Source organism: Paenibacillus sp. BJ-4, from assembly GCF_020404765.1.
GTDB lineage: Bacteria > Bacillota > Bacilli > Paenibacillales > Paenibacillaceae > Paenibacillus.
On sequence record NZ_JAIVEM010000040.1, the window covers coordinates 1 to 22,809 of the forward strand.

Annotated in this window: 19 protein-coding genes and 1 riboswitch; of the genes, 8 read left to right on the forward strand and 11 right to left on the reverse strand. The window is 46.7% G+C overall.

Features of this window, described 5'->3' with window-relative positions; all coding sequences use genetic code 11:
- Positions 1 to 217: 217 nt before the first annotated feature.
- The 7 genes from LCF57_RS08040 to LCF57_RS08070 form a co-directional block, all read right to left on the reverse strand.
- Complete coding sequence (locus tag LCF57_RS08040) at positions 218 to 1,345, reverse strand: acyltransferase (RefSeq protein ID WP_226000221.1); 1,128 nt, start codon at positions 1,343 to 1,345, stop codon at positions 218 to 220.
- Between the two features lie 87 nt (positions 1,346 to 1,432).
- Positions 1,433 to 2,053, reverse strand: a complete 621-nt coding sequence (locus LCF57_RS08045; RefSeq protein ID WP_226000222.1) for a malonate decarboxylase holo-ACP synthase — start codon at positions 2,051 to 2,053, stop codon at positions 1,433 to 1,435.
- Complete coding sequence (mdcD, locus tag LCF57_RS08050; protein WP_226000223.1) at positions 2,047 to 3,720, reverse strand: biotin-independent malonate decarboxylase subunit beta; 1,674 nt, start codon at positions 3,718 to 3,720, stop codon at positions 2,047 to 2,049. Before mdcD ends, LCF57_RS08045 begins: the two co-directional genes overlap by 7 nt.
- Positions 3,710 to 4,009, reverse strand: coding sequence for a malonate decarboxylase subunit delta (locus LCF57_RS08055; RefSeq protein WP_226000224.1), 300 nt, complete (start codon positions 4,007 to 4,009; stop codon positions 3,710 to 3,712). The genes mdcD and LCF57_RS08055 overlap by 11 nt, the downstream gene beginning before the upstream one ends.
- Before the next feature lie 27 nt (positions 4,010 to 4,036).
- On the reverse strand, positions 4,037 to 4,861 hold the full coding sequence (locus LCF57_RS08060) for a triphosphoribosyl-dephospho-CoA synthase (RefSeq protein WP_226000259.1): 825 nt from the start codon (positions 4,859 to 4,861) through the stop codon (positions 4,037 to 4,039).
- 4 nt (positions 4,862 to 4,865) lie between these two features.
- Positions 4,866 to 6,512, reverse strand: a complete 1,647-nt coding sequence (gene mdcA / locus LCF57_RS08065; protein WP_226000225.1) for a malonate decarboxylase subunit alpha — start codon at positions 6,510 to 6,512, stop codon at positions 4,866 to 4,868.
- Positions 6,509 to 7,348, reverse strand: a complete 840-nt coding sequence (locus LCF57_RS08070) for an ACP S-malonyltransferase (RefSeq protein ID WP_226000226.1) — start codon at positions 7,346 to 7,348, stop codon at positions 6,509 to 6,511. Before LCF57_RS08070 ends, mdcA begins: the two co-directional genes overlap by 4 nt.
- A 200-nt stretch (positions 7,349 to 7,548) precedes the next feature.
- Here LCF57_RS08070 and LCF57_RS08075 point away from each other — a divergent pair, with 200 nt between their 5' ends.
- The 4 genes from LCF57_RS08075 (at position 7,549) to LCF57_RS08090 (ending at position 11,619) form a co-directional block, all read left to right on the forward strand.
- Positions 7,549 to 8,421: a LysR family transcriptional regulator gene (locus LCF57_RS08075; RefSeq protein ID WP_226000227.1), complete on the forward strand. Its 873-nt coding sequence runs from the start codon at positions 7,549 to 7,551 to the stop codon at positions 8,419 to 8,421.
- Between the two features lie 155 nt (positions 8,422 to 8,576).
- On the forward strand, positions 8,577 to 9,860 hold the full coding sequence (locus LCF57_RS08080) for an ABC transporter substrate-binding protein (RefSeq protein WP_226000228.1): 1,284 nt from the start codon (positions 8,577 to 8,579) through the stop codon (positions 9,858 to 9,860).
- 32 nt (positions 9,861 to 9,892) lie between these two features.
- Entirely contained in the window at positions 9,893 to 10,768 is an 876-nt protein-coding gene (locus LCF57_RS08085) for a carbohydrate ABC transporter permease (RefSeq protein ID WP_226000229.1), read from the forward strand.
- A 23-nt stretch (positions 10,769 to 10,791) separates the two neighbouring features.
- On the forward strand, positions 10,792 to 11,619 hold the full coding sequence (locus tag LCF57_RS08090; protein ID WP_226000230.1) for a carbohydrate ABC transporter permease: 828 nt from the start codon (positions 10,792 to 10,794) through the stop codon (positions 11,617 to 11,619).
- A 110-nt stretch (positions 11,620 to 11,729) separates the two neighbouring features.
- Here the strand turns inward: LCF57_RS08090 and LCF57_RS08095 are convergent, their stop codons facing one another.
- The 3 genes from LCF57_RS08095 to LCF57_RS08105 all read right to left on the reverse strand — a co-directional run bounded on the left by LCF57_RS08095 (position 11,730) and on the right by LCF57_RS08105 (position 16,069).
- Positions 11,730 to 13,145 carry an alanine/glycine:cation symporter family protein gene (locus LCF57_RS08095; protein WP_226000231.1) on the reverse strand — a complete coding sequence of 472 codons (1,416 nt, stop codon included), beginning with the start codon at positions 13,143 to 13,145 and terminating at the stop codon, positions 11,730 to 11,732.
- A 157-nt stretch (positions 13,146 to 13,302) separates the two neighbouring features.
- A riboswitch (glycine riboswitch) is annotated at positions 13,303 to 13,397 on the reverse strand.
- Between the two features lie 179 nt (positions 13,398 to 13,576).
- On the reverse strand, positions 13,577 to 15,034 hold the full coding sequence (locus LCF57_RS08100) for a glycoside hydrolase family 1 protein (RefSeq protein ID WP_226000232.1): 1,458 nt from the start codon (positions 15,032 to 15,034) through the stop codon (positions 13,577 to 13,579).
- Positions 15,035 to 15,079: 45 nt separating this feature from the next.
- Positions 15,080 to 16,069: a Gfo/Idh/MocA family protein gene (locus tag LCF57_RS08105; RefSeq protein ID WP_226000233.1), complete on the reverse strand. Its 990-nt coding sequence runs from the start codon at positions 16,067 to 16,069 to the stop codon at positions 15,080 to 15,082.
- A gap of 271 nt (positions 16,070 to 16,340) precedes the next feature.
- Between LCF57_RS08105 and LCF57_RS08110 the strand changes: the two genes are divergently transcribed.
- From LCF57_RS08110 to LCF57_RS08125, 4 genes are all read left to right on the forward strand, one after another.
- Complete coding sequence (locus LCF57_RS08110; protein WP_226000234.1) at positions 16,341 to 17,312, forward strand: LacI family DNA-binding transcriptional regulator; 972 nt, start codon at positions 16,341 to 16,343, stop codon at positions 17,310 to 17,312.
- 232 nt (positions 17,313 to 17,544) lie between these two features.
- Positions 17,545 to 18,393 (forward strand): BglG family transcription antiterminator LicT, encoded by an 849-nt coding sequence (licT, locus tag LCF57_RS08115; RefSeq protein WP_226000235.1) that lies wholly within the window; start codon positions 17,545 to 17,547, stop codon positions 18,391 to 18,393.
- A gap of 228 nt (positions 18,394 to 18,621) precedes the next feature.
- Entirely contained in the window at positions 18,622 to 20,478 is a 1,857-nt protein-coding gene (locus tag LCF57_RS08120) for a beta-glucoside-specific PTS transporter subunit IIABC (protein ID WP_226000236.1), read from the forward strand.
- 132 nt (positions 20,479 to 20,610) lie between these two features.
- Complete coding sequence (locus tag LCF57_RS08125; RefSeq protein WP_226000237.1) at positions 20,611 to 21,126, forward strand: thioredoxin family protein; 516 nt, start codon at positions 20,611 to 20,613, stop codon at positions 21,124 to 21,126.
- A gap of 198 nt (positions 21,127 to 21,324) precedes the next feature.
- Here LCF57_RS08125 and LCF57_RS08130 read toward each other — a convergent pair whose 3' ends face one another.
- A complete protein-coding gene (locus LCF57_RS08130; protein ID WP_226000238.1) occupies positions 21,325 to 22,683 on the reverse strand; it encodes a sugar phosphate nucleotidyltransferase in 1,359 nt (452 codons plus the stop codon).
- Positions 22,684 to 22,809: the final 126 nt, after the last annotated feature.

Below are 22,809 nucleotides of genomic sequence, written 5' to 3' on the forward strand. Positions count from 1 at the left end.
CCAACGATTTCAGGCCAAACTCAAACAGCGCGCGCCGATTGAGTACCGGCACGCGCTGGCTGCTTAGCCTTTTTTCACTTGTCTACTTGACAGGGGTATGACCAATCATCGAGATACCCTTTTTGATTGCCGTCAATCTTCCAATAACTTGGATACACCTAAATTATAGTGTCATATATACGATGTTACATGTATTTCATTCTTTTGAGCACTCATCTTAGTGATTGATGCTGTGCGCTCTTTTTTGTTTTAAGGATAACCGTTCACGACATACCTTTACCTTAATCTGCGCAAAGGCATAGACGACGCCGAAGGAGCAGGCCACAGTCGTCAGATAAACCAAAAGCAGCGCCATAAAGAAAGGAAGCTGGCCTATCAAGTCACCGAACAAGCGCAGCACAATGACCAGAATGAATACGTTCGCTGTAAAGGCCCGGTACGCGTAAGTCGAGAACCACTTGTAATAGGGAAGTGAACGGGAATCCACACTGATCAAATGCCTTGCCAGCATGTAAATCAGGAAAATCACTACCAAACTGTACAAGGTCATGGACGGCTTCAGATAAATCAGATTACCAAATGACATATCCTCGAATCCAAAGCTGAAAAATTCGCGATTTGTCCAAATGAGAATAAGCAGCATTACCGGAATGAGTATGAACTGAATCCCGCGAAGCACTCCGTCGAATTGTTTCTTATATACCCAAGCGATTCCACCTAGTAAAGCATAAATAAAATAACTGACGAAAAAGCGGTCAAGGTAACGCAGACTAATCGCATATGCTCCTTGGAATACGAAGGTATCGTACATCCATAGCCACGCTCCAAAGATCACGAAGCTCACAATAAGCAGCGGAATGACCCGCGAAGGCTTAGCCAGATATTTGTAGCAGATGAAAATAAGGACAGGCATCAGCAATTGAAATTGCAACATCATCACCGTGTACCAAAACTGTGATGATGCATTACCGAGCACAAATGACTCGATGAACGTCCAGAATGATGTAACGTGCTGATTAACCTGAATTTCCGGGAAGAAAATTAAGCCAGCCGCTGCCCACAGAAAATAAGGAATCACGAGCTCACCGAATTTTTCCTTGTAAAAATGGGATACCTTGGTAAGCTGATTATTTTTCACCATCCCATATACGATGGCAAAAATAAAGACTGGTGCAGTATACTTTACTATATTGAAAATAACTCCTAATAAGGCTAGGTCATCATTAGTGTGTGCATACTTCAAAAACATTCCCAGAACGCTTTGCAAGATCGCTCCGCTGACGGCAAACACCTTTAAGATGTCGCTTTCATTAATATTAACTTTTGGGCCTGTAGTGTTTTCCATAATACGCACTTCCCCTTTGAGAGCTTATGTTTGCATACGTCAAATGGTCGTGCATTCCTCCCCTTTGCCGTTGGTATAGTGCATCCATCATTGCCAAGGATTGTGGACGAGCTTGGGGCCCGAAGAAGTTCGCAGTACCACAGTGCTGGCCCGTCTCTCAAGAATTTCGCGCAGGACGTAGGCACCGTCTCTTGTCTCCAATTGAATATCAATTCGAACATCCAGATGCTCCAACTTGTGCACAAGTCTTTCAGCTGCTGCATAATCAATAGCCTCAGAACCATCTATAACAAGGTCAAGATCACTCGTTTCCTTCACAGTGGGGTATTGCGTCACTATTTCGAACCCCGCACTTCCCACTGGTCCCCAGCGCCAATCCAGCATGATTTCTGCTAATAAATCCATCACCTGCAGGACAGGCTGTTGCCGTCTCGTTGCAGATAAAGAGTTCCACATCTGATGCTCCGCTATCGCATAAGGAGATACGAGCTGGCACACGCCCTCCGGGTCAAGCAAGGCCGCTTCCCGTTGATTTCGCTCCTGTCCACGTACTCCGACGGGAATACAACCATCCGCCGACGGCTCAGCTCGGCGAACGACCACAAAGGGGGTCCGCCTCAGCGAGGCGGTAACCCACTCCTTGTCTTCATTTAAGGAGAGATATTTCAAATTGGACACTTCAATCAGATCATGTGGACTGATTACCATTGCTCCAAAAGCGCATGTCGAACATTACGAGTTGCAGTCCGTCCGCCCGCCATAGCTTCTTTGGTCTGCAATCGGAAGCTAAGGTCGCGAGGCGCTCCTTTCGTACTCTCGATAGCCTCGGAAATGGTCCTTTCCACGATGGCTACATCACTGCTCTGTGGATCGTCTGCATGGATACCGCTCAGCATCTGATATAATGCCCCCAGAGTACTGTAGCTACGAACGTCGTAGGCCATAGCTGGAACTTTCTTGGTAGCTTCATCAAGCTCGGCAATCGTCCGCTTGGTAATTCGAGCAGCAGAAGCCTTGGACATGGCCTGAATATTGACCTTGCTGTCATCCAGTGCGATCAAACGATTCGATTGCAGCCCATGCGCGAGGAAGCCTCCGGAAATCGCGTTACCGACGATCACACCGATGACCGGATGACCTTCTAATCTAGCGGTTGCGTAAGCATCTGCACTTGCAGCGAGGGCAAGGCTGATACCGACCATTTCTTCCTTATAGCCGTAGGCTTGACTCGGTACATCGATGATGGCAATGATCGGACGTTTGGTTTCTTTTTTCTCATCTTGATGGATTGCGTCCCTGATGATTTGAGCCACCGTCCAGCCTTCAAGCATACCGACCTCGCCGTTTCTGACACGCGGGAATCGGTTGGAGGCATCCGGAACAATGGCGACATATCTGCACAATTGCCCGTTCTTTTCCACGTCGGCCGCAAGTACTGAAGGAACATCGCTGACTGGGTGAGCAATGCCCGTCAAGCGAGAGAACCAGCGATAACCTCTACTGTCCGAAATGTCGGCCGCGCCCTCTTTTGCCAGCAGGACAGGCTGCTGCACAGGCTGTATCTGCTTATAAAATTCGCGATAACGCTCAGGTGTCCAAGGTTCTGTAGGATCAAGATTGCTTAACAGGGTCAGATAGAAATCGATTTGCTCTGTTTTAGCAGGCTTCGCCGGTGCCTTGAGCGCAGTATCAATCGCTTCGATCACTGCATCCGTCGTATCTTCCACCATTTCGTCAATCAATCCGGTTTGGAAGCGCTGGTTGGCTCCGATTGTGTTCCAAATCAAGGCTTTGTCGCTTGAGTCGAACTCCATAACCCCTGCTTCCTGCTCAATGACCTCCGGCCCGTTCAGACCGAGGCGCGCTTTCTTCGTAGCAATCAGAGTGGTAAACAATTCGGCAGTAATGGACATTCCCCCAAATGCCCCTACGCGGCCCGGGATCAGTCCGATAACAGGAACGTATTTACGCAGAGCAACGATCTGGGTGGCAATCTCCGAAATCGACAACAACCCGTAGTTCGCTTCCTGTAGCCGAACGCCCCCTGTATCGAAGATCATGATGGGATACAGTTTGTTTCCTCTCTCATTCGCTTCCAGTGCCAGTTCGAGTGCTCCGGAAATTTTGGCTCCGCTGACTTCTCCAATCCCCCCTCCTTGAAAAGCGCCTTCCATCGAAATGATCAAGACCTTCTGTTTGCGTATTTCGCCAAGAGCCAGAATGATCCCGTCATCGCTCTGAGGAACAATGCCTTGCGGCTCTAGGTGGGGGGATTGGATTTTGTCCAACGGCCCAAGCATCTCACGGAAAGTCCCTTCGTCCAGCAACGCTTTGGCTCTCTCGCGTCCATTCAGCTCCACAAAACTATTCTGCATAGTCTAGCACCTCCAACACTTGCGTAAATCTAAGCATAACTACACCCGGAGTAGCTCCGAAGTCATGAACTGTAATATTGGCAATAATCGGATAACGGTTAAAAAAACGGGTCAAAACATTCTCCCATACTTGTCCAAATCCTTCACTGCCTGTTAAAATGCTAACGTTGGTGGTCTGGCCTTCCACAGGCTCTACAATAATCTCCAAATCCCCCGAACCCACAACACCAATATGTGCCGGCTTGCGGATGGGCTTTGTTGTTTGATATTGAAACTGTAATTTTTCCATCCTTCAGAACACCTCCAATTAAAAGTATCAATCAATAAGAAATAATGTGGCAGCTAGCAGGTCGGCACTGCCTCCGGGTGAGAGTTGTCTAACATTGCAATACTCGGACAAGCGGTAGAGCAGCTTTCTGCCCGACTGGGTTCTGAATCCGTCTGCTGCAAGGAACGCTGCGGACATTCTCTGAATCGCCATCAGATCCGTCAACTGACCGCGATGCAGGATGCAGGTATCATCCACACTTGCCATCAAGGCCAATAAAGCCTCTATGCGTGCTTCCACCTCTGTCTTCCCACAAGCCCTGGCGCGCAGCAAAGCAGGCAAAGCTTCGTCCCGGATGTGCGGAAAGCCTAGCTTCGCTTCTTCCTCTGCCCCCACTACCGTGTATTTCTTCTTTACCGATTGTCCATTCGTCTGCTGTACCGGGCGATACCGGTCATGGAACGATGCAATTCTTCCTGCAATGCTCATAATCTGATGTGGGTTCCGTTCCTTTGGAAAGGCTGCCCGTGCACTGGTTAAAAGACCAAGGGCCCAAATGGCACCCTTATGTGTATTGACACCGTTCGTTGCACTGAGCATTACATTCTCGCCTTCTCTCCCGATTAGAGCTATCTGCTCGCGCAAAGTCTGGTCCACCGGGTGAAGATACGACACAATGGCTATTTCCCGAAACGTATCCTCCAATACGCTTGCGGATGTAAGCATTAGATCGATGGACATATCTGTATGAGAGCCATTGTCTCTGGCATCGACAAGTCCAGGCTTGGGCGTAAGAAGAGCCTCTTCCATCAGTGCCTTTACAGCTTTGGCAGCCAGAGAAGCCGCGAAAGCTGAATGATTCATCGTGAGCACGACTTTAAGACCAACTCCGGAATTTAGCCGGCGGATCATACAATCCGTCCGACCAATCTACGAGGTCGTTAATCGTCTGTGCTGCCAGCAGCGATCGCTTGGCTTGTCTGCGCATGATCCCAAGATCCTCCGGATAGGCCACGATCCCTCTGTCACGCAGCAGGCTTACATCGCTCTCATTACTTTCCATCCCTAAAGGCGTTACGCCTCCGATTGCCGCGAGCGCCTTCTTTCTCTCCTCTATGCTGTCCGTCTTGTAGAGGTATGCGATGCCTTCCTCGGTGAGGACGTGGGTGACATCATCCCCGTAAATCATGACCGGCGTAATGGCGAGACCAGATTCATCCTTCACCTTGATGGCATCTAGCGAATCCACAAAGACTGGCTTTTTGTTGGCACCGTATGTTTCAACCATCTGCACGACCAATTTCCGACCTTTGGAGAGTTCCGTCGGGCGCTCGATCATGTCAAGCCAGGCAGGAGTCGCATGTCGCCGCCCCCGAGGATCATGCCCCATATTGGGCGCTCCCCCAAAACCGGACAGTCTGCCGGAAGTAACGGTAGACGAATTGCCCGCGCAGTCCATTTGTAACGTTGATCCGATAAACATATCTACAGCGAATTGGCCTGCAACCTGACACATCGCACGGTTAGAGCGCATAGATCCGTCCTTGCCGACGAAGAACACGTCGGAACGAGCAGCAATGTATTTCTCCATACCGACCTCGCCTCCAAAGCTGTGAATGCTTTCGACCCAGCCGGATTCAATCGCTGGAATCAAAGTCGGATGCGGATTCAGGGCCCAGTGCTTGGCAATCTTCCCTTTCAGGCCGAGCTGCTCACCATAGGTCGGCAGCAGAAGCTCAATCGCTGCAGTATTAAAGCCGATGCCGTGATTAAGCGACTGTACCTGATGTTTTCCATAAATGCCCTTGATCGCCATCATGCCCATCAGGATTTGCAGTTCAGTGATATTCTGCGGATCACGGGTAAACAGTGCTTCCAATGCGTACGGTTTGTCGGCTTGTACAATGACGTCAACCCAGGAGGCTGGAATATCGGTTCTCGGCAGCTCGTCCACGATTTCGTTGACCTGCACGATCACGATCCCATCCTTGAAAGCGGCCGCTTCCACGATCGTCGGAGTTTCTTCCGTATTGTTTCCCGTATACAGATTGCCCTCGCGATCTGATTTGTCTGCCGCTACCAGCACCACATCTGGAATAAGGTCAATGAAGAGCCGTCCGAACAATTCCAAATACGTATGGATGTCACCGAGCTTAAGCGTCCCGTCATCAATCATTTGCGCAACACGCAGGCTTTGGGAGCCACTGTAGGAGAAGTCTAGCTTCCCGGCGATGCCTTTCTCGAAAACATCTAAATGTTCGGGTCTTGAAATGCTGGACATAATCATATGCAGATCATGCACCTTGCCAGGATCGACTTCCAGCAGCTTTTGGGAAAGGAAGGACGCTTGCTTCTGGTTATCTCCTTCCAGGACGACCTTTGCGCCTGGCTCGATTAGCGCCTCCATCAGGTCGACGATTCGGGAGGAGTCGATGTATTTTCCGTCCAGCCACTTTTCCACCTTTCCTAACTTTTCCTGCTTTTTATCACGTTTTTGTGACCAGGATCGCAGTACTTTATTCATTCTTCTTGCTCCTTCCATTTTCTAATCAGATACTGAGTCGCTTCCAGACCGATCTCGTCCACGGCTATTTGCCGGGTATCCTTGTGGGCTTGCTTGACAAGTCTGGAAAGAGTATGACCCGGCGGCATCTCGATGAAACAGTCAGCTCCCGATTCGACGCAGACAGCCGCCATATCCATCCACCGGACGGGATATGCTACGTTTAGGGCAAGGTCCTCCGCGATTTTTTCCTTGGCTGTCGTCTTTCTGCCCGTATGATTCACCAAATATGGTATTAGAGCGTCCCGCAAAGAAAAAGTGTGTATTTTCAGCAATAGCTTATTGGCTACCTCTGACATCAGCGGGGAGTGTGAAGGAATCGGAACCTTCAGAAGCGCCGTTTTAGCGGTCCCAAGCTCTTTCACATGCATAAATGCTTTATTTAACCCTGCCAATGATCCGGATACGACGATTTGCTGCTCTGCGTTTATATTCGAGAGGTAGACTGGCGTCGCCTCGCTTTGGGAGAGAATCACGGCTTGTTGAACCTCTGCCTTCGTAAGCCCAATAATCACACCCATTCCATAGCCTTCAGGGAAGGCTTCTTCCATCAACCGGGCACGGAGCCATACGATCCGAAGCGCATCCTCGAACGAGAGAACTCCCGCGATGACCGCTGCAGGAAATGCACCAATGGAATGCCCTGCCACGAATTGGGGCCGGATACCCTGCTCGATCAACTGGTAGGCTATTGCAGTCTCCTTAACGAAGAGTGCCGTCTGAATCCAGACCGTTGAGTCCATAGCCACCTCATCGTCACGCAGTTCAGTTCCGATGATACTTGTTGCCTTTTTCACATACTCGGGCACATCTTGGAGCATTCCAGGAACCTGTGACCCCTGACCGGGAAATGTAAAAACGATGTTCAGAATCTCACCACCTTTTGCGGATTCATCTTCTTTACATTGTTAATTGTAAGAAGTGAACAAATACCTGTAAAATATATATATTCACATATAATCGATAACCTAATGGTTATAAAGGGGATTACTTCACTATGGATTATTTGCAGCTTAAGTATTTTCAAGTGACCTCGAAGTATGAGCATGTCACACGTGCCGCGAACGAGTTGTTTATCTCACAGCCTGCCTTAAGTAAAATGATTAGAAACCTGGAGACGGAATTGGGTGTGCAGCTATTTGACCGCGAAGGAAAACATATCGTGCTGAATGAATATGGAAAGAAGTTCCTAAAAAGAGTGAACCAGTCGCTATCAGCGTTAGAGCAAGGCATATCCGAAGTCAAAGAAATGAAGAACGAAAAGGTAGAGGTCATCACGTTATACGTCGCCGTCGGCTCTATGCTATTGCCCAACCTTGTCGGTAAGTTTCGCGATCTCTACCCGCAAATTAGATTCAACCTGACCCAGCACCCTGCGATGATGAAGAAAGGACTGGCGTACGATTTTGCGATTACGTCCGAAGAGTTGGCGGGCAACGAGCATGCGATCCTGCTGGAGGAGGAAATTTTGATTGGCTTACCAAAATCTCATCCTCTGAGCGTTCAGGACACCGTATTCCTGAAAGATCTGGAGCATGAGAAGTTTATCAGCCTTACACCTGGTAATTCGCTTAGGAAAACAACGGACCGCTTTTTTACTCACATCCCTTTTGAACCGAACATCGTCTTTGAAAGTGATGATCCGGCTACGGTAAGAGGGTTGATTCAAACCGGACTTGGCATCTCCTTTATTCCTTCTATCCTGTGGAGGAACGTCGTAACCGAAGACATCAAGCTGCTTTCAATCAGGGAGCCTCAATGTATGCGAACAATCTATCTGTCCTATCCTCCTGGGGAACTGCACACCGATATAGAGAAATCGTTCTTCGAATTCATCATTAGATTTTTCCAAGATATTGCTCAGCATTGACGATTTAGATGCCTTTTGACATAATATCGTTTCAATTTTTTTGTTTTTGGTTAAGACAATGCACATAAATGGGTAATAGCTTCATATGATGGAGCTAAACCATTTATAACTAGTTCAGCAGGCAGATTATCTCAGACAGCAAGGAGGGAAATGATGTGAAGACAGTGCGTTGGCTGGTATTATGTCTTGCTTTTCTCACTATGTTCAGTGCTTGTAGTGAACCCCTGGCCTCTGAAAGTCAATCATCTGAAACTAATTTGTCAAACGGAAAAAAGATAACGCTTACATTGTGGTACTGGAACCGTTCTATTGACGATGAATTACTCGCCCGGGCCGAAAAGCAATTTCCCAATATTGAATTAAAAACTCAAAAAATTGGTGGAGATTTTAAAGCCAAGCTGAAAACGACTCTCGCGGCTCGTTCCGGTGAACCGGACCTTGTAGCTCTGAATGACTGGATGGTCGAGCTGTTCCCCAGTGCGGATCGTTTTTATGATTTAAAGGAGCTCGGGGCAGACCGCTTAAAGGATCAATATTTGGAATGGAAATGGAATCAGGGTATCACGCCTGATGGAAAAATGATTGCATTTCCCATGGACACAGGCCCTACCGCTCTCTTCTATCGCAGTGATCTGTTTGAACAGGCCGGCTTGCCTAGTGATCCGGAAGAGGTCAGTGCCTCCATCCGTACGTGGGATGATTACATGGCGGCCGGAGAACAGCTTCAGCAGAAGCTTGGAAGCCGCTCGTTTTTAGCCGACAATATTGTAAACGTTTACAATCAAGTGCTTGCTCAACATACAAGCCTTTACTTCAAGCCGGATGGAAGCTATATCGGGAATCAATCTCCTGACATCCGTCTGGGCTGGAAAACCGCTGTGGATTTCCACAAGAAGCATCTGCTAGCCAATGCTGACGGCTGGACTCCCGAATGGAACGCTTCAGTCAATAATGGTAAAATCGCCTCTTTTGTAGGGGCAATCTGGATGAAGCAGGTCCTCACGGAGGCGGCACCGGATACAGCAGGCAAATGGAGAGTCGCCCGTGCTCCTGGAGGGGACGGTAATCTGGGTGGCTCTTTCATTTCTATCCTCAAATCCAGCAAGTATCCTAAAGAAGCCTTTGAAGTCCTGACCTGGCTGCAAAAGCCGGAGCATCAGCTGGAAGCCTACCAAAAAATCGGCCTCTTCCCGTCTACCCCCGGCGTTTATAGTAACCCTGCCATGGAGACACCTGAGCCTTTCTTTGGAGGGCAGGCTACAGGAATGATATTTTCTGCCTCCGCACGTAACGTGAAAAGCAGCTATTTTGGGGAGCGCTACCCTGTTATCCACGGCATTGTCACCCGCCGTCTCGCCAATATTGCCAAGCAAAATGCTGATCCGAATACATTATGGACGGAAACGATGCAACGAATTGAACGGGAATTACAGCGGTAAAAAACAAAATTTTAAAAAGGCGTGTGGACCATATGCTGAGAGAAATCTGGAAGCACCGTGCCGTGTATGTCGCGATCTCGCCATTTTATCTGCTGTTTGGCATTTTCGGCTTGTTCCCGATCGGCTTTTCGTTATACCTGGCGTTTCACAAATGGGACGGCATCGGAGACATGACCTATAACGGCTGGGGCAACTTCCGCTACCTTGTGACAGATAACGAATTTTGGCAGGCTGTAGGCAATACCTTTGTGATCTGGGTGTACTCAACCATTCCGATGCTATTTTTTGCACTCATAATTGCCTTCCTGCTGTATGCTCCTTTTGTGAAAATGCGCACCTTATGGCGAATCGGATTTTTCCTGCCGAATGTGACGTCGATTGTAGCTGTTGCCATCATTTTCGGTGCCTTGTTTGCCAACAATTTTGGATTTCTTAATTACATTTTGCAGATCTGCGGATTACCCATGATTCAATGGCTGAATGTGCCATGGGGCATCCAAATCGCCATTTCTTCCATGGTCGTATGGAGATGGATGGGCTATAACGCCATCATTTATTTGGCCGGGCTCCAGAGCATCCCGCATGTACTGTATGAGGCTGCCAAAATAGATGGAGCAACCGGAGCGCAAGCTTTTTTCCGCATCACCATCCCCATGCTGCGCCCAGTCATTTTGTTTACGGTGATTACGTCCACCATCGGTGGTATGCAGCTGTTCACCGAGCCACAGGTCCTGGTCGGCAATGACGGCGGTGCAGGAGCAAGCGGTATGACCATTGTGCTATACCTGTACCGCGAGTCGTTCATTAACAACTATTTTGGCTATGGTGCTGCCGTTGGATGGGGCATGTTCCTCATCATCGCCCTCTTCTCTATCCTAAACTGGAAGCTCGTTCAAGGTAAAAAATAACGACGGGAAGGAGGTTCTACAACATGATGCAGACACGTTCAAAATCCGTTGTTTTATATGCCGGGCTATTGGCAGGAATGGTATTGTCGATGTTTCCGTTTTACTGGCTTATCGTCATGGCGACCCGTACAACCTCAGACATCTATCGTTTCCCACCGCAGCTGTGGTTCGGGGGCCAATTCTGGAATAATGTAATGAGAGTGTTGCAGCAGATTGATTTTGCCGGAGCCTTTTTGAATACCCTTTTTGTAGCCAGTTCCGTCACCCTGCTCGTTCTGTTTTTCGATTCGCTGGCCGGTTTTGCATTCGCCAAGTTTGATTTCCCCGGCAAAAAGGGGTTGTTTATCCTCCTGCTGGGCACGATGATGGTCCCTTCCCAGCTTTCACTCGTACCCTCCTTTGTCATGATGGCCACCTTTGGCTGGGTAGGTACATTCAAAGCGCTTATTATCCCGGGCATGGTCAATGCCTTCGGCATTTTCTGGATTCGTCAATATGCAGAAGAATCCATTCCAAAGGAGCTGCTGGATGCTGGGCGTATAGACGGATGCAGCTTTTTTCGGCTGTATTGGAATGTTGCGCTCCCCATTCTTCGTCCTGCGTTTGCTTTTCTCGGCGCATTCACCTTTATTGGAGCCTGGAATGATTACTTATGGCCGTTAATCGTATTAACGGATGAGCGGAAATTCACGCTTCAGATTGCACTATCCCAGCTAAACGGGATTTACAATACAGATTACGCGATGGTCATTGCCGGCACCCTGCTCGCTGTACTGCCGCTTATTTTGCTATTCCTGTTCATCAGCCGCCAGTTTATTTCCGACCTTGCCGCCGGAGCGGTCAAGGATTAAATTCACTTGAATCCATGAACATGCTTTGACGATACTTTCAAAGAAAGGGAGTGTCCTCCAAGCCTGTGATGGCTGAAGACACTCCCTTTTATAGTTTATGGCTTTCATTATTATGAATTAGCCGCTTGTCCTGTTTCTTCTACCTGGATAGCCGCTACACTGGCACCTGCAAGATTACCCTTTTTCTTATTAGGATACAGGGAGTCTATATAGGTTCTGGTTTCCGCAACGACAATGCCCGACAAGCCGAGCAGTGCAATCAGGTTCGGAAAGGCCATCATCGCGTTAAAGATATCTGCTAATAGCCAAATGGCTTCCAGCTTGATGAATGCTCCTCCGGCTACCAGAGCGATGAATAGATAACGGTATGGTTTAATCCATTTGACACCCAGTAAATATTCAACACAGCGTTCCCCGTAGTAGTTCCAGCCTAGTATCGTTGTGAATGCAAATAAAATAAGGCTAATCGTCACGAGCTCTGCTCCAGCGGGAAAGGCACTGGAAAACGCATGCTGGGTCATCAGACCTCCATCGTCATTTCCACTCCATATTCCCGTAACCAGCAACGTAAATCCTGTCAGATTACAAATAATCATCGTATCGATAAATACGCCTGTCATGGATATCAGCCCTTGTTCTGCCGGCCATTTCGTCTTAGCAGCTGCGGCTGCAATCGGTGCACTTCCCAAACCGGCCTCATTGGCAAAAATACCTCTGGCAACTCCGCTGCGCATCGCCAGCATAATCGTGGCTCCGGCAAATCCACCCGTCGCAGACGTGGTCGAGAAAGCCCCTTGTAATACTAAAGCGATCGCATGAGGAAGCTCTCCTGCAAATCGGATGAGCACGATTAAACAAACTACAATATACAGCACCGACATGAACGGAACGATCTTTGTGGATACCTTGGCAATACTTTTGAGTCCTCCAATCGTAACAACAGCCGTTAACACGGAAATAATGATCGCTGTAACTACTGTTGGCACTCCAAAGCTACTTTCCGTCGAAGAAACAATCGCCTTTACTTGCGGAAAAGTACCGATTCCAAATAGGGCTACAAGAATACCAGAAAAGGCAAACAACATCGCCAGCGGCTTAAAACGGCGGCCAAGCCCGTTTTCAATATAATACATCGGTCCACCCGAAAATTGTCCGTTCCGGTCTTTAACACGGTATTTAACGGATAATAATCCTTCCGCATATTTGGTTGCCATCCCAAAAAAAGCTGCAACCAGCATCCAGAATAATGAACCGGGTCCACCCAGCTTGATCGCTGTCGCGACACCGACGATACTTCCTGTACCTACAGTAGCTGCCAGTGCCGTGCTCAATGCTCCGAAGCTGCTGACATCCCCACTGCCTTCGTCTGGCGCCTTACCAATTAGCTTGAGCGCCAGAGGCAATCGAATGACCTGAAGCAGCTTCAGGCGGATCGTGAGCCACAACCCAGTGCCCATGACGAGAATTAAAAGCGGCGCTCCCCACATCCAGCTGTCAATCGTTTCTAACACATGTACCAAATTCATTTCAACCCGCTCCTCCAGCATATTAAAAAACAAAAAAGAGTCAAATCAGCTGATTCGACTCCTGAAGAGGTTAAAGGCACGAAAAAATACAACCCTTTTGTGATGGTTTCTGCCTCTACATAGCTATAAAAAAATAGGGCACTCCCTGTCACAGGTTATTCGCGTCTCTGTCCTTTTGCCTGAGAGTTTAAGCAGATGTTCTCTGCGGTGCACCTTCGGCGCCCAATTAAGGGTCTCTCCAGAGTTCTGTCCGTTTACGGTCCCGCTTGTTGCTGTAATCAGCCAAGCACCTGAGAGTTTTGCCCCTTCGGTCGGAACTTTCGTTCCATCTCCCGCAAACATCAACCAGACATATGAAATTGTTTTTTATTATACAGAAAACTTTCAGCTTATTACAAGTGAAAAATTTGTGAAGCCCTCTGAGATGTAATTTACAGTTCTTCACCATTGGTTGCAATTACATTTTTGTACCAATTGAAGGAGTCTTTTTTGGAGCGTTTGAGCGTTCCGTTACCGTCATCATCCAGATCGACGTAAATAAATCCGTAGCGCTTGGACATCTCGGAAGTAGACATACTTACAAGGTCGATAGGCCCCCAACTGGTGTAACCGATCAGATCAACACCGTCGGCAATCGCTTCCTTCATTTGGGCGATATGCTGACGCAAGTAATCAATGCGATAGGTGTCATGTACAGAACCGTCTGCTTCCACCTTATCATAAGCACCCAAGCCATTTTCCACGATGAACAGCGGCTTTTGATAGCGGTCATATAACGTGTTCAGCGTAACACGCAGACCCATCGGATCAATTTGCCAGCCCCAGTCGGAGGACTGCAGATACGGATTTTTTACGCCGCCAATCAGGTTTCCTGCTGCTTTCTCGCCTTCTGGACCTGCAGATACGGTCAAGGTCATGTAATAGCTGAATGAAATGTAATCGACCGTATTATTCTTCAAAATTTCGGCATCGCCAGGTTCTGTTTGCAGAACAATATTATTTTCTTCAAAATAGCGTTTCATGTAACTGGAATATTCTCCACGGGCATGCACATCCGTAAAGAACAGGTTCATCTGATTTTCATGCTGGGCTTTCAGAATATCCTCCGGATTACACGTATGTGGATAGCTTTCCATGCGAGCCAGCATACAGCCGATTTGAGAGCCCGGGATAATCTCATGTCCCCGTTTTGTCGCCAGCGCACTGGCCACAAATTGATGATGCAACGCTTGATACATCGCCTGCGGCTTATTTTCTACGCGGTCAATGACCACACCGCCACCTGTGAACGGACTCATGGTCATCACATTGATTTCATTAAAGGTCAGCCAATATTTTACTTTATCCTTATAACGTGTAAACACAGTTTCGGCATAATTTACGTAATGCTGTATGACTTCGCGACCCAGCCAGCCATTATATTTCTGAGTCAGACCTAGCGGTGTTTCATAATGTGACAATGTCACCAATGGCTCAATACCATACTTGCGCAGCTCATCAAATACATTGTCATAGAATTGTAATCCTGCTTCATTCGGCTCGGCATCATAGCCATTCGGGAAAATCCGCGACCAGTGGATGGACATACGAAATACCTTAAAGCCCATTTCTGCAAACAAGGCAATATCTTCTTTGTAGTGGTGGTAGAAGTCCACACCTTCACGCTTCGGAAAACGAGCGTTTACTTTACCTGCTAGAATGTCTTCCAATCGCTCGGACGAAATCTCTATCGCATGATCGTTCTTACGTTCTGCTTTGGGTACATAGGCAATCATATCTGCACTGGACAATCCCTTTCCGTCTACGTCAAAAGCTCCTTCCAATTGGTTGGCAGCAGTTGCCCCGCCCCACAGAAAGTTTTTCGGGAATCCTTTTAGCGTCTTCGTCATCGTATAAAAGCCTCTTTCCCTCTTATATTTTCACTTTCTTTTACACTACTTTTGCTCTTGCTCAAAATAAATGCCATTCTGATGGCGCAGCTCATTGCTGATTTTCTGAACCTCGATGCTCAAGGACTTCAACTCGTCATAACGGGCCTGATCCTTCTCGGTGATGATTCGGTAAAATTCCCGAGCCTCGTGAAACATGAAATGATGAGTTTCTGGAGTACTTACCGTATCGGTCACCTTGGTGCGAACGTCCAGTACAGACACCTCGGTGATACCAGAGACACCACTGGAGAGAAGTGTGGCCTGATCCCCATAGATTTCAACACGGTTGGTGGTCACAGCATTTTTGGCCAATTGAATGACCAGTGTAAAATCGGGATAGGACAACAGGATCGGGCCGCCTAAATCCACGCCATTCTCATGCTTTTTGACACGATACAAACCTGACGTTGGTACTCCGAGCAAATCAATGGCAAAATAGAGCGAATAAACGCCCAAATCCATCAATGCGCCTCCGCCGTAAGCCATGGAAAAGATATTGGGAACATCTCCTGACAACAATTGATCGTACCGGGAGGAAAATTGCATGGAATACAAGGTGCCTCCCTGGATGTTCCCCACACGCTTCACGTTGTCCTTCAGACGCCAAAAGTTCGGCTCATGGATATGACGGACTGCTTCCAACAGGTAGCAGCCATTCCGATCAGCCAGTTCGTACGCATCCCGCAATTCTTGCTCAGTCATGCTGATTGGTTTTTCGACAATCGCATGCTTGCCATGCTCCAGAAACAGACGGGCTTGCGAGATATGCAAGGAATTAGGCGTAGCGATATAAATGGCATCAATATCCGATTCAGCCATCTCTTTCAGACTGTCATACAACGTAATATTGTCGAGCTGACATGCTGCTGCAAACGCTTCACCCTTGTCCCGATTACGGACAAACAGGGCTGTAATTTCCCACTCGCCAGCCTCTTTTACGGCTTTAACCCATTCCTGGCTGATCCAGCCAGTTCCAATCATTCCAAGCTTCATAGGTTGTAACTTCCTTTCCTGATAGTAGATTTATCGCCGGAAATCAACGATTGACGGGGAAGGCTGCTTAAAGCCGCTTTCCAAAATCTCTATCGTAAGCAACATATCCTCATCTTCGATATTGCAACAACAACCGTAAATTTTATATGAGAACCATTCTCTTTGAAATGCATCTAAAGATACTTTAGAATAGACGTAATGCCCTCAAAAGCATCCTAAACTTTGTAACGCGTTTCATGTCAAGTATTTTGCTTATGTGAGGAGAAGCATCATGTCGAATCTTGATCAAATTGCCAAACTGGCGGGCTTTTCCAAAGCTACAGTATCCAGAGTGTTAAATCAGTCACCCCATGTCAGTCACGAAACCAGAACAAAAATTCTGAAAATCATGCAGGAACTAGATTATGTCCCCAATCGGAATGCGATTTCCTTATCCAAGGGTCAGACGCTGCAGATTGGCATGATTACTTCAACCATTAATGAAATTGTTCTCGCATTTCTGGACAGCTTTGTAGAAATTGCGGACCAGCACAGCTTCCAAACGATCATTTATACTTCTGGAGAGGATAAAAAGAAAGAGCTTCAGGCCTTTGAGGATTTGAAAAGAAAAAGAGTCGATGCCCTGGTCATCATTTCCTGCGTGAATGATACCGATTTGCTCAGCACCTATTGCAAGTACGGCCCCATTGTGGCTTGGCAACGAATGGAGCATACTGCTATTCGCTCCATCGCTATGGACCAATATGAAGGATACATGCTAGCGCTGAAGCATCTCATACAAAAAGGCTATACTCGTATAGCCAATGCCTTTGGCCGTCCAAGCAGCATCAATACCCACAGCAGACAACGAGCCTATGAGCATATCACGAGTGAGCATAACCTCCCTGTATTACAACACTGGAATCAGTCTTCCATCTATAATATCCGTGACGGCGAACAGTTCGTACGCGATTTGCTGCAGCGTCGGGATGAATTTCCAGAGGCTATTTTGTGCGCTAACGATTATGTAGCAGTCGGCATTCTCTGTGAAGCCCGCAGGCAATTGCTGAACGTCCCTGATGATTTGGCCATTGTTGGGTTTGATAACACAGAGCTGGCGCATACGATGGGGATTACAACCGTTCAAAACCCGATTAAGGCTCAAGCGCAAAATGCCTTCTTTATGCTATCCCCTCAGCTAATCGGTCGCCAAATGGAGCTTCACTCGCTGGAATACAGCCTGATTGAACGTACAACCACATAGGTAACGTTTTACTTGTGAATTAGGCAAAAGGGCCTTGATGTGAAATATTTTTTGTCGAAAGAGAATAAAATATGTTGAAATCGCTTTTTTTTGTGCTACAATAGCACTATATCGAAGGATTGTGACCGGTGATGCGGGCAATGCCTGAGTTCAATTGAGTGCTATTGCTAACAATAGTGTTGAATTGTGCTTGGGCATTTTTTATTGGTAAAGGATGGGAGGGGGAACTTCAATGATTATTGAGAAGGTGCTCAATAACAACGTCCTGTTGACTAAAAATGATAAAGGTAAAGAGGTCATCGTGATGGGAAGAGGCATTTCCTTCAAGAAGGTGGCTGGCGACCAAGTCGATGATGATAAAATAGATAAAATTTTCATGTTAAATGAAAACGAGTTCACGGCCAAACTTACCGAGCTGCTAAACGATATTCCCGTATCTCATCTGGAGGTCGTGAATGAAATTGTAACCCATGCAACGGAAGTGCTGGATACGGAATTAAGCGACAATATTTATTTAACGTTGACTGATCATATTCATTTTGCTGTACAACGACAAGAAAAAGGGCTGGCGCTCCAAAACGCGATGCTGTATGAAATTAAACGCTTCTACAAAAAAGAATTTGCAGTTGGACTGGACGCTCTGCAAAAAATCGAAAATACGCTTGGAGTAAAGCTGGGTGAAGATGAAGCAGGATTTATCGCACTGCATATGGTGAACGCACGGGTCGACGGTAACGAAATGAAGTCTACACTGAAAATGACCGAAATCGTTCAACATATATTGAATATTATCACCTATCATTACGGCATTGTGCTGGATGAGTCTTCTTTTAGCTACTCCAGATTTTTGACACACCTGCAATATTTTGCAATGCGGGTCATCCGCAAGGAGGTCATTCACAGTGGTGAGGAATTTTTGTATAACCAGGTGAAGCAGACGTATACTGAGGCCTTTGCCTGTGCTCAAAAGATCAATGAGTATCTGGAAAAAACATATGATCAATATTTAAGCAAGGATGAATATGTATATTTGACCATTCATATTCATCGCGTGACGGAGCGAAATAACATAACAGACTAACAACTTCATACCTTCATCGTTCATGGATTGTGACTGGTAAGGCAGGCAAAACCTAAACTGATGGTGAAATCAACGTTCCTCTATGAAAGAGGGTGCGTTTGTTTTCACCACGAGTTTAGGTTTTTCTTGTTTACAAGGTTAAAAGGATGCACGCCGGCGCATCTTAGCAGCATGAAGTAAACAGAAAATCCTATCCATAACAAGAATAACTCATAAGGAGTTCTGAATATGAGCGATAAAGAGCTATCCAAAAAAATAGTGACCCTCGTTGGTGGCGAAGAGAATGTCAATTCGGTATTCCACTGCGCTACACGCTTAAGATTTAAATTAAAAGACCGTACAAAAGCGGATAAAGCCGCACTCGAAGCAACGCCCGGTGTTATTACAGTAGTGGAAAGCAGCGGCCAGTTTCAAGTTGTTATCGGCAACAATGTAGGCCAAGTATTTGAGCATATGATGGCAGAAACAAATTTGCAGGATGCAGAGAATCCAAATGAAAAAAAGGACGATTCTTCCGAAAAAACAAACTTTCTTGGTAAAGCCGTCGATGTGATTTCCAGTATTTTTTCTCCTCTCTTGGGCGCTCTTGCCGGGGCCGGTTTGCTCAAAGGGATTCTAGCATTAATTTTGTCACTCCATTGGATTAATGATAAAAGCGGTACGTATCTGATCCTAAACGCAGCTTCGGACAGCGTATTTTATTTCCTGCCCGTATTTCTGGCTGTTACATCGTCCCGTAAATTTAAGACAAATACCTTTGTATCGGTAGCCATCGCCGGAGCTTTAGTCTATCCAGCAGTTATAACAGCGGTAAGCAACCCGGAAAGATTGGCGTTTCTAGGTATTCCGATCATTCTGATTAACTACAGTTCCAGTGTCATTCCCATTATTCTTGCGGTTTGGGTTCAGTCCTATGTAGAACGCTGGTTCAATTCCTTTATCCATCAATCGGTTAAAAATATTATCGTTCCGATGCTGGTTCTGCTGGTCGTTATTCCGTTGACATTCCTGGCCTTTGGTCCAATAGGTAATATGATCAGTCAAGGCCTGGCGAACGGCTTTACATGGGTATACAATTTAAGTCCATTGATCGCCGGGGCTGTTGCCGGGGCATTCTGGCAAGTATTTGTTATCTTCGGTGTACATTGGGGCTTCGTTCCGGTCATGCTGTCAAATATCGCAACATTGGGCTATGACACGATGCTTCCGATGCTTACAGCAGCCGTACTTTCTCAAGCTGGTGCAACATTGGGGGTATTCCTGAAATCCCGTAACACTCAAATGAAGGCTTTGGCAGGTTCCTCTACGCTTGCAGCTGTTTTTGGGATTACAGAACCAACAATTTATGGTGTAACCTTGAAATTGAAAAAGCCATTTATTTATGCTTGTATTTCCGGTGGTATTGGCGGGGCTATTATCGCTTCCGGCGGAGCGACTGCAAAATCCTTCTCCCTGCCTAGTTTGCTGGCATTGCCTACTTATTTTGGAGCTGGATTCTTGTGGGTTGTCATCGGCTTGCTCGTTGCCTTTGTACTTGCAGCAGTGCTCGTTATGGTTTTGGGATTTGATGATCCAAAAGAAGAAACAGCCAAAACTGATACTGCACCTGCGAAAAAAGAGGTTACAATCGAGAAGGAAGTTCTCGTAAGTCCTTTGCAAGGTAAAGTATTGCCTTTGGAACAATCTTCAGATGTTGCTTTTGCTTCAGGGGCAATGGGTAAAGGGATTCTAATTGATCCGACAGAAGGTGTGCTGACTTCTCCTGTAAACGGAACAGTCACGACGGTATTCCCAACTGGACATGCCATCGGTATCACTTCCAATGACGGAGCGGAAATTCTGATCCATGTGGGTGTCAACACGGTGAAGCTGAAAGGGCAATTTTTTGACAAGCGCGTAAAAGAAGGCGATATTGTTAAACAAGGACAACTGTTGCTGGAATTTGATATCGAGCAAATTAAAGCCGCAGGCTATACAACGGCTACGCCGATTATTGTAACGAATTCTGCTCAATACCTTGATGTGCTGAGCACAATGGAAACAGAAGTGAAGCGCGAGGATTACTTATTGACTGTAGTTGTCTAAAGTTTAGTTTTGGACAAGAGGAGCTTTCCATATGGAAAGCTTCTTTTTCGTACATCATGAGACAAGTATTACAGCTAAAAATGGAAATATCACTTATTGTAAGTGTGAGATTGTAAAAAAAGGAGGATTTCTGTGAAAAAAGCATATATCGCCGGGTTAAGTGTCATTGTATTGCTTCTCATTGCAATCGCTATTTCAGCTGTAGTTAAATTTCAGGACCTGGAGCAGGTTGTTCAGCAGAAAGACAAAGAGATCCAAGCGAGTAAAAACAATTACCCCGAAATATATGACCACCTGAATGCGGTTACATTTGATGGCTTTAAAAGCTTGATTCAGCAGGATCAAAGTGTATTTGTCTATGTCGGTAGACCTAGCTGTGGTGACTGCAATCGTTTTGAGCCTAAGTTTAACAAGATGATTGAACAGTATCATTTGGGCTCCAAAATTACATTTTTTAATGTTCATAAAATTCATGAAGACAAGCCCCAATGGAATAAATTCAAAGCGGATTACAATGTGAAATACACCCCCACGATTGCAGAATTCAAACAGGGCAAGCTGATTGATAAAATAGAATGGACGCCTGAAAGAGACCTCAGTACGGATGCCGTCAAAGAGTGGCTGATTTCTAAGAAGCTTATCTTATAAGCCTTGTGCTTCGCTACGCATTACGGTATACAAACAAGCTGTTCATGCGAAAAAAAGGTATTCATGCGCCCAAAGCATGAATACCTTTTTTTGGGGAAAACATACAAATATCTACTCAATAAAAAATAGATCTTCCCCCTGCTTTACTAACTTCTCATTACCTGTACATTTACCCCCGAGTCCCTATATTGTAAGCAATCATAGGGCATGAGTGTCCACCGGATCGGGGAATTCGTATCGGCTAATATCCGTTTCAGATACGATATGTCCGATTTGTGACTCGATGAATTCCAAATCTTCCTCTGTTGCCCCTATGAAATGCTTTGCACCGGGCTCCACGACGATGACCTCACCAGGGCTGACCGTCTGTGTCACGCCATTGATACATACGCTTCCGATTCCTGAGACGATGGTCCAAACTTCTTTACGGAACTGATGCTCATGATAGCTGATAAATCTTCCAGCCGAAATGACGACTCGTTTGGTCACTGTCTGCAATCCACTTGCCGCCTGTTGATGGGATAACACGGTTTGCTTTCCCCAGAAGCGCTCTTCAAAGCGAGGACCGATTTCAATTTCTGCCACCATATCTTTAATGCCTGTAGAAGATTGTCGATCTGTAACCAGTACACCATCCGGCCCGGCAACAACGATAATGTCCGGAACATTCCAGATGCTGACCGGAATCTCCAGTTCATTGATAATATGCGAGTCATATGAAGCTTCTGAAATATAGCCAGGGCCGCTCAGCTCCGAGCTCATCTCTCGCACCAACGAATCCCAGGTTCCCAAATCCCTCCACTCTCCATGGTATGGAAGCACGGAGAGCTTACGTGTCTGCTCTACGACTGCAATATCAAAGCTCGTTTTGGGCAAGTCTGCATAATTTGTCGAAAGAGATTCATAGTCTGCAGGCAACCCCTTTTGCTCCAGTATATCCAACAAAAATCCAAGTCTGAAAGCAAACACCCCGCAATTCCATAAGGCTCCTTCACGGATCAACGCTTCCGAACGGATGAGATCCGGCTTTTCTACAAATGAGCTAACTCTATAGAATGGCTGGTCAAGCGAAGGAAAGGACGAAGGCACAATATAGCCATATTTATCTGAGGGCTCGGTCGGAGCTGCTCCCATTAGTGCGATATCACTTCCCGATTGCTCTAAAATAGCAGGAAGTCTGCGCAAATGCTCAAAAAATTCATCTCCCGCATATCCGTCCACTGGCATGACCCCTACGATCTCGTCGCGTACGGCACCTGCAACGTCATGCAAGTAGGCCGTAGCCAGTGAAATGGCTGGAAAGGTATCGCGCTGAGTGGGTTCCTCTATAACCACAGCATCTCCGCCAATTTGACCTCGAATCAGCTCGGCCTGAGTCCCACTCGTTGAAAAATAGGCCTCATCAGCCAAATTCGCTTCATCTAATTGCCGCCATATCCGTTGCAGCATGCTTTCGGGCCGCTCGTCATGGCGCAGAATGGAAAGAAACTGCTTGGGACGGTTCACATTGGATAAGGGCCAAAGACGCTTACCCGAACCTCCGGATAATAAAATCATTCGCAAAGATGCAACCTTCTTTCTCTAAATTAAAATTTTTTCTTCTAATTAGGACTGTTTGTTTTTCGTGTTTCTGCCGAATACATAAGTATGTATTATCGTGGCAAATACATGATTATGCAATGT

What these genes read in the sequence shown, in the direction of transcription:
- LCF57_RS08040 (WP_226000221.1), bottom strand. Translation starts at nt 1,345, where the DNA reads ATGGAAAACACTACAGGCCCAAAAGTTAATATTAATGAAAGCGACATC.
- LCF57_RS08045 (WP_226000222.1), bottom strand. Translation starts at nt 2,053, where the DNA reads ATGGTAATCAGTCCACATGATCTGATTGAAGTGTCCAATTTGAAATAT.
- mdcD (WP_226000223.1), bottom strand. Translation starts at nt 3,720, where the DNA reads ATGCAGAATAGTTTTGTGGAGCTGAATGGACGCGAGAGAGCCAAAGCG.
- LCF57_RS08055 (WP_226000224.1), bottom strand. Translation starts at nt 4,009, where the DNA reads ATGGAAAAATTACAGTTTCAATATCAAACAACAAAGCCCATCCGCAAG.
- mdcA (WP_226000225.1), bottom strand. Translation starts at nt 6,512, where the DNA reads ATGAATAAAGTACTGCGATCCTGGTCACAAAAACGTGATAAAAAGCAG.
- LCF57_RS08075 (WP_226000227.1), top strand. Translation starts at nt 7,549, where the DNA reads ATGGATTATTTGCAGCTTAAGTATTTTCAAGTGACCTCGAAGTATGAG.
- LCF57_RS08085 (WP_226000229.1), top strand. Translation starts at nt 9,893, where the DNA reads ATGCTGAGAGAAATCTGGAAGCACCGTGCCGTGTATGTCGCGATCTCG.
- LCF57_RS08090 (WP_226000230.1), top strand. Translation starts at nt 10,792, where the DNA reads ATGATGCAGACACGTTCAAAATCCGTTGTTTTATATGCCGGGCTATTG.
- LCF57_RS08095 (WP_226000231.1), bottom strand. Translation starts at nt 13,145, where the DNA reads ATGAATTTGGTACATGTGTTAGAAACGATTGACAGCTGGATGTGGGGA.
- LCF57_RS08100 (WP_226000232.1), bottom strand. Translation starts at nt 15,034, where the DNA reads ATGACGAAGACGCTAAAAGGATTCCCGAAAAACTTTCTGTGGGGCGGG.
- LCF57_RS08105 (WP_226000233.1), bottom strand. Translation starts at nt 16,069, where the DNA reads ATGAAGCTTGGAATGATTGGAACTGGCTGGATCAGCCAGGAATGGGTT.
- LCF57_RS08110 (WP_226000234.1), top strand. Translation starts at nt 16,341, where the DNA reads ATGTCGAATCTTGATCAAATTGCCAAACTGGCGGGCTTTTCCAAAGCT.
- licT (WP_226000235.1), top strand. Translation starts at nt 17,545, where the DNA reads ATGATTATTGAGAAGGTGCTCAATAACAACGTCCTGTTGACTAAAAAT.
- LCF57_RS08120 (WP_226000236.1), top strand. Translation starts at nt 18,622, where the DNA reads ATGAGCGATAAAGAGCTATCCAAAAAAATAGTGACCCTCGTTGGTGGC.
- LCF57_RS08130 (WP_226000238.1), bottom strand. Translation starts at nt 22,683, where the DNA reads ATGATTTTATTATCCGGAGGTTCGGGTAAGCGTCTTTGGCCCTTATCC.